This is a genomic window from Streptococcus sp. 596553 (assembly GCF_900411395.1).
Classification (GTDB): Bacteria; Bacillota; Bacilli; order Lactobacillales; family Streptococcaceae; genus Streptococcus; species Streptococcus mitis_BA.
Genome location: NZ_OXCQ01000002.1, coordinates 258,482 through 265,966, shown reverse-complemented (window position 1 = coordinate 265,966; position 7,485 = coordinate 258,482). Strand labels below are relative to the sequence as shown.

General features: G+C 41.5%; 5 protein-coding genes and 1 pseudogene. 4 read left to right on the top strand and 2 right to left on the bottom strand.

The genetic code is table 11. The features are described 5' to 3' along the window. Positions 1-293 (top strand): annotated as a pseudogene (locus DSY56_RS04220) (IS30 family transposase); the annotation flags it as partial. A gap of 420 nt (positions 294-713) precedes the next feature. Here the strand turns inward: DSY56_RS04220 and DSY56_RS04210 are convergent. Next, complete coding sequence (locus DSY56_RS04210; RefSeq protein WP_112443992.1) at positions 714-2,288, bottom strand: DEAD/DEAH box helicase; 1,575 nt, start codon at positions 2,286-2,288, stop codon at positions 714-716. Between the two features lie 197 nt (positions 2,289-2,485). Then, on the bottom strand, positions 2,486-3,712 hold the full coding sequence (locus DSY56_RS04205; protein ID WP_000841581.1) for an L-lactate MFS transporter: 1,227 nt from the start codon (positions 3,710-3,712) through the stop codon (positions 2,486-2,488). A 193-nt stretch (positions 3,713-3,905) separates the two neighbouring features. On the opposite strand from DSY56_RS04205, the gene DSY56_RS04200 reads away from it, so the two are divergent. The 3 genes from DSY56_RS04200 (at position 3,906) to gatD (ending at position 7,446) form a co-directional block, all read left to right on the top strand. Further along, a complete protein-coding gene (locus tag DSY56_RS04200; RefSeq protein WP_000958960.1) occupies positions 3,906-5,222 on the top strand; it encodes an FAD-containing oxidoreductase in 1,317 nt (438 codons plus the stop codon). Between the two features lie 98 nt (positions 5,223-5,320). Further along, the gene (gene murT / locus DSY56_RS04195) at positions 5,321-6,664 is read left to right on the top strand and encodes a lipid II isoglutaminyl synthase subunit MurT (RefSeq protein ID WP_112443990.1); all 1,344 of its coding nucleotides are present in this window, start codon (positions 5,321-5,323) and stop codon (positions 6,662-6,664) included. Continuing rightward, positions 6,664-7,446, top strand: coding sequence for a lipid II isoglutaminyl synthase subunit GatD (gene gatD / locus DSY56_RS04190; RefSeq protein ID WP_112443988.1), 783 nt, complete (start codon positions 6,664-6,666; stop codon positions 7,444-7,446). Before murT ends, gatD begins: the two co-directional genes overlap by 1 nt. Positions 7,447-7,485: the final 39 nt, after the last annotated feature.

The window sequence follows — 7,485 nt, the reverse complement described above, 5'->3', positions numbered from 1 at the left end:
TCTTCTTTTGTGACCCTAATCGCTCTGACCAGAAAGGGAGAATTGAGAAAAATCACACGCTGATTCGCGACATTCTACCTAAAGGAACTTCTTTTGACAATTTAACTCAAGAGGACATCAATCTCGTCTGCTCTCATGTCAACAGCGTCAAACGTGCTGCTTTGAATGGAAAGTCAGCTTATGAACTCTTTGCCTTTACTTATGGAGAAGAAATTCCTAAGCTTCTCGGCATTTCTAAAATACCTGCAGAAGACGTCTGTCAGTCTTCTAAATTACTCCAACATAAGTTCTAAAAACTAACCTAAAACCCTATTCAAACGTCTCACACTAACTTCCACCATAGCGGAACTTAATCTGAAACGCTTTCAGATAAGAGGATTTTGTGCGCTCTTTTTTTCGATTCATTTTGGCTACAAAAGCAATAAAATCAAGCATTAGTAAAACCAGTGGAACTTACCCTGACATGGATTTCCACTGGTTTTTACAATTTTTATCAGATTAACTTCCACTTCTACTAGCGGTGGAACTTAGTTTGGGAATTTACCATTTTTAAAAACCAGAATATTTTTAATTAAATTGTTCCTTTTCTATTGACAAGTTGCCTGTTTTTGTGTATCATAACATTATAAAAAGATAATACAACAATTTTATTTATCTTTTTTCACATTCGGTCTCCTTATATAAAAAAGCGATTCATTTTGAACCGCTTTTTCCTATTTATCGCCCTTGTTACGAATAACAAAGCCTGTTTGCTTTTCGCTTGAAGTAGTGCGTGGTTTTTTATTATCCTTACGGTAACGTTTTTCCTTATCAAAACGATCGTTGCCACGACTTCCTTTTTTGAAATCATCACGGCGGCCACCACGACGGTTGTCTCCACGGCGATTATCACGACGGTCATCTCCACTACGACCTCCCTTAGCTTTACCACCGAAGCCATTACCGGATGGTTTAAATGGCAGTGGTTTTTCACGCGCAATCTCCACTTCTGGAAGGCTATCTGGGTCTTGAACAGTCAGACTCAAAATATACATTGCCAATTCTTCTGGAGTAAATTCGGCAGCTAGTTTACGAGCATCCTTGCCAAATTTCTCAAAGTTGGCACGAATGGTTTCATCTGCAAAATCACGTTCGATTTTCTTAAGAGCTACTTGCTTTTTAGCTTGGAAGGCTTCTTCTGCACTTGCAGGTTTGAGACCTTTCATGCGTTTCTTAGTCAAGTTTTCAATGATTTGGAGGTAACCCATTTCATTTGGTGATACGAAAGTAATAGACTGACCTGACTTACCAGCACGACCTGTACGACCAATACGGTGAACATAACTTTCAGGATCTTGTGGAATATCGTAGTTATAGACATGAGTCACACCTGAAATATCCAAACCACGCGCAGCAACGTCTGTCGCAACCAAAACATCAAGATTGCCATTTTTAAAGTCACGAAGGACACGCAGACGTTTGTTTTGGTCCAGGTCACCATGAATTCCTTCGGCACGGAAACCACGGATTTTAAGACCACGAGTCAATTCATCTACACGGCGTTTAGTACGACCAAATACGATAGCAAGTTCTGGTTGTTCCACATCCATAAGACGAGTCATGGTATCAAATTTTTCTTGTTCCTTAACTCGGATATAGTACTGGTCAACCAATTCTGTTGTCAATTCCTTAGCCGCAATCTTCACATGCTCAGGTTCTTTCATAAACTGAACACCGATACGTTTGATAGCATCTGGCATAGTTGCTGAGAAAAGTAAGGTTTGACGGTTTTCAGGAACACGAGAAATGATGGCTTCGATATCTTCAAGGAAGCCCATGTTGAGCATTTCATCTGCTTCGTCAAGGATGAGAGTTTCAATATCTTGTAATTTCAAGGCCTTGCGTTTAATCAAGTCCAAGAGACGACCAGGTGTTCCCACCACGATATGGGCACCAGATTTAAGAGCCTTAATTTGTTTTTCAATGCTTGATCCGCCATATACTGAGCGAACTTTGACTCCCTTACTACGACCAAAGCGGAATAGTTCTTCTTGACTTTGGACAGCGAGTTCACGAGTTGGAGCGATGACCAAGGCTTGGATGGTCGCTTCTTCTGTACGGATTTTTTCAAGAGTAGGCAAGCCAAAAGCTGCAGTTTTTCCTGTACCAGTCTGAGCTTGACCGATAACGTCCTTGCCTTCAAGGGCCAAAGGAATGGTTTGTTCTTGGATCGGACTGGCTTCTACAAAACCAGCTTTTTCAATCTCTGCTAGCAAATCAGCAGACAAGTTTAATTCATTAAATTTCACGTTATTCTTCTTTCTAAAGGTGGTGCGAAGCCACCCTATAGGGCTTAGTGTATACTTTTCTTTTTATGACGTATTTTCATATACTGGATACAAAATCGTGTTGCTTCTTTTCCACAAAAGAAAAGTACTGTTTTCTTTGCAACCCATCTAGTATAACACAAGACCAGAGCAAAAGATAGCCTAATTTCTCTAGAAAATCATGTAAGCGGTTTTTGGCTTTCCTTTTTGATGGAACGACCTAGATAATAAGACAAAGCCAAGGCGATACTATATAAAATGATAAAAACGAACAAGGTTTGTGTGTAAGAATGAGCCATTTTATAAGTCTCTGCTAATAAAATAGGTCCTGCTAAACCAGCCATTGCCCAAGCTGTTAAAATATAACCATGCAGAGCGGCCAATTCCTTGGTTCCAAAAATATCACTGAGATAAGCTGGAATCAATGAAAAACCAGCTCCATAGCAAGTCATCAAAATAGACATAGCGACTACAAATAAAACGGAATCTGTAAAGAGCCAAAGTGAGAGAGAAAAGAAAAGATTGACAAGCAGTAATATACTAAAGGTTAGGGGGCGACCGATATAGTCAGATAAGCTCGCCCAGAGCAAGCGACCAAATCCATTGAAAATCCCTAAAACGCCCACCATTACTGCTGCATGACTTGTAGACAAGCCAGCCATCTCCTGTGCCATTGGCGATGCCGCTGAAATTAAGCCTAAACCACAAGCTATGTTGATAAAGAAAATAATCCAAAGTATATAAAACCGATTGCTTTTCAGAGCCTGATTTGCAGCCATTCCTTGCGTCAAAGAGGCTGTTTTTTCTTTCCCTGAAGCAGATAAAATTGCAAGCTCTTGCTCATTTGGACGCTTAATGAATTGTGAAGCTAGGAGCATGATAATAAAGTAACTTGCACCTAAAATATAAAAAGTTTCTACAAGCCCTATCCCTGCGATGAGATGTTGCGCTATGGGACTAGTCAATAAAGAAGCAAAACCAAACCCCATAATCGCTAAACCTGTTGCGAGACCACGTTTATCAGGAAACCATTTTATAATCGTTGACACAGGGGTAATATAGCCTGCTCCCAAACCAAGCCCACCTAAAATGCCGTAAGCCAGATACAACAACCACAGTTCCTGACGGTCTATTGCAAATCCTGTTAAGATATTTCCACCTGCGTATAGAAAAGCAGATAGACTCCCCATGACTCTCGGACCAAATTTTTCTACCAAACGCCCCATAAATGCAGCCGATAAGCCTAAACAAAAGATTGCTAGACTAAAGGCAAAGGCAACAGAAGCCTGATCCCATCCCGTTTTTTCAATAATAGGGTTACGATAAACACTCCAAGCATAAGTCGAACCCAGCATTAAGTGTAAAATGACCCCAGCAAAGGCAATAATATAACGATTCGATTTCATAAAACCTCCTATTTTCGAACATTTATTCTATCTTATATAAAAATAGATAGGATTTTAGTTTATCAAGCTTGTCAAAAAATTACTAGCTTTTTGTCTGGAAAGCGTTTTTATTTTTTTCTGTCTTTTTCGTAGCAGAATTGTGCAAAAGTTTTTTTCTTGTGCTAGAATGTAATTCGAATAGGAGGAACTCTAAATGTTAACTTATGATTTAATCGTTATCGGATTTGGTAAGGCTGGTAAAACACTAGCTGGTAAATTGGCTTCAGCTGGCAAAAAAGTTGCCCTCGTTGAACGTAGCAAAGCTATGTACGGTGGAACTTGTATCAACATCGGTTGTATCCCAACTAAGACTTTGCTAGTTGCTGCTGAGAAGGGCTTGTCTTTTGAAGAAGTCATTGCTACCAAAAATACTATCACTGGTCGCCTCAACGGTAAAAACTATGCGACTGTTGCTGGTACAGGCGTGGATATCTTTGATGCGGAAGCTCACTTCCTTTCAAATAAAGTCATCGAAATCCAAGCTGGTGATGAAAAGAAAGAACTGACTGCTGAAACAATCGTCATCAACACTGGTGCTGTTTCAAACGTCTTGCCAATCCCTGGACTTGCTACAAGCAAAAACGTCTTTGACTCAACAGGGATCCAAAACTTGGACAAGTTGCCTGAAAAACTTGGAGTCCTTGGTGGCGGAAATATCGGTCTTGAATTTGCTGGCCTTTACAACAAACTTGGAAGCAAGGTCACAGTCCTAGATGCCTTGGATACTTTCCTACCTCGTGCAGAACCTTCCATCGCAGCTCTTGCTAAACAATATATGGAAGAAGACGGTATTGAATTGCTTCAAAATATCCATACTACTGAAATCAAAAACGACGGTGACCAAGTCCTTGTCGTGACTGAAAACGAAACTTACCGTTTCGATGCCCTTCTCTACGCAACTGGACGCAAACCAAATGTAGAACCACTTCAACTTGAAAATACAGATATTGAACTAACTGAACGTGGCGCTATTAAAGTAGACAAACACTGTCAAACAAACGTTCCTGGTGTCTTTGCAGTTGGAGATGTCAACGGTGGCCTTCAATTTACTTACATTTCACTTGATGACTTCCGTGTTGTCTACAGCTACCTTGCTGGAGATGGCAGCTACACTCTTGAAGACCGTCTCAATGTACCAAACACCATGTTTATCACACCTGCCCTTTCACAAGTTGGTTTAACTGAAAGCCAAGCAGCTGATTTGAAACTTCCATACGCAGTGAAAGAAATCCCTGTTGCAGCCATGCCTCGTGGTCACGTAAATGGAGACCTTCGCGGAGCTTTCAAAGCTGTTGTGAATACTGAAACAAAAGAAATTCTTGGAGCAAGCATCTTCTCAGAAGGTTCTCAAGAAATCATCAACATCATTACTGTTGCTATGGACAACAAGATTCCTTATACTTACTTCACAAAACAAATCTTCACTCACCCAACCTTGGCTGAGAACTTGAATGACTTGTTTGCGATTTAAGTTGAGATTTGATCGTATCGAACAGCCCTCTTTGGGCTGTTTTTGCTTCTGCGAAACACCAAATCTGTCTTTTCACTCTTTTGTGATATAATAGAAACATGAACTTAAAAACTACTTTGGGCCTTATTGCTGGGCGCTCTTCCCACTTCGTTTTAAGCCGTCTTGGCCGTGGAAGTACGCTCCCAGGAAAACTTGCCCTTCAATTTGATAAAGATATTTTACAAAACCTAGCTAAGAACTACGAGATTGTCGTGGTCACTGGAACCAACGGAAAAACCTTGACAACTGCCCTCACTGTCGGTATTTTAAAAGAGGTTTATGGTCAAGTTCTGACCAACCCAAGCGGTGCCAACATGATTACAGGAATTGCGACAACCTTCTTAACAGCCAAATCTTCTAAAACTGGAAAAAATATTGCCGTCTTAGAAATTGATGAAGCCAGTCTATCTCGTATCTGTGACTATATCCAGCCAAGCCTTTTTGTTATCACCAATATCTTCCGTGACCAGATGGACCGCTATGGTGAGATTTACACAACTTACAAGATGATTTTGGATGCCATTCGTAAGGTGCCTACGGCTACTGTTCTCCTTAATGGAGACAGTCCACTTTTCTACAAGCCAGCTATTCCAAATCCTGTAGAGTATTTTGGTTTTGACTTGGAGAAAAGACCAGCCCAGCTGGCTCACTATAATACAGAAGGGATTCTCTGTCCTGACTGCCAAGGAATCCTCAAATATGAGCAGAATACCTATGCAAACTTGGGTGCCTATATCTGTGAAGGCTGCGGATGTAAACGTCCTGATCTCGACTATCGCTTGACAGAACTAGTTGAGTTGACCAACAATAGCTCTCGCTTTGTCATAGACGGACAAGAATATGGTATCCAAATCGGTGGTCTCTATAATATCTACAACGCCCTAGCTGCAGTTGCCATCGCCCGCTTTCTCGGCGCCGATTCCCAACTCATCAAGCAGGGATTTGACAAGAGCCGTGCTGTCTTTGGACGCCAGGAAACCTTCCATATCGGTGACAAGGAATGCACCCTTGTTTTGATTAAAAATCCAGTCGGTGCAACCCAAGCTATCGAGATGATTAAACTAGCACCTTATCCATTTAGCCTATCCGTCCTCCTTAATGCCAACTATGCTGATGGGATTGACACAAGCTGGATCTGGGATGCTGATTTTGAACAAATCACTGACATGGACATCCCTGAAATCAACGCTGGCGGTGTTCGCCATTCTGAAATCGCACGCCGTCTTCGTGTGACTGGTTACCCAGCTGAGAAAATTACTGAGACAAGTAATCTGGAACAAGTTCTTAAGACCATTGAAAACCAAGACTGCAAGCATGCCTATATCCTGGCTACCTATACTGCTATGCTGGAATTCCGCGAACTGCTGGCTAGTCGTCAGATTGTTAGAAAGGAGATGAACTAATGGTTTATACTTCACTTTCCTCAAAAGATGGCAATTACCCTTATCAGCTCAACATTGCCCACCTCTACGGAAATCTCATGAATACCTACGGGGACAATGGAAACATCCTCATGCTCAAGTATGTGGCTGAAAAGCTGGGAGCCCATGTGACGGTTGACATCGTTTCTCTCCATGATGACTTTGATGAAAATCACTACGACATCGCCTTTTTCGGTGGTGGTCAAGACTTTGAACAGAGTATCATTGCAGACGACCTACCTGCTAAAAAAGAGAGCATTGACAACTACATCCAAAATGACGGTGTGGTTCTGGCTATCTGCGGTGGTTTCCAACTATTGGGTCAATATTATATTGAAGCTTCAGGGAGACGTATCGAAGGGCTAGGTGTCATGGGCCACTACACCCTCAACCAGACCAATAACCGTTTTATCGGTGACATCAAGATTCACAATGAAGATTTCGATGAAACCTACTATGGTTTTGAAAATCATCAGGGCCGTACCTTCCTCTCAGATGACCAAAAACCGCTGGGACAGGTTGTCTATGGAAATGGAAACAACGAAGAAAAAGTCGGCGAAGGGGTTCATTATAAGAATGTCTTTGGTTCCTACTTCCACGGACCTATCCTCTCTCGTAATGCCAATCTGGCTTATCGCCTAGTCACTACCGCCCTCAAGAAGAAATATGGTCAGGACATTCAACTCCCTGCTTATGAGGACATTCTCAGCCAAGAAATCGCTGAAGAATACAGCGACGTCAAAAGCAAGGCTGACTTTTCTTAAACAAAAGGAAATTATATCAAAGAACTCTGTTATCTTGTC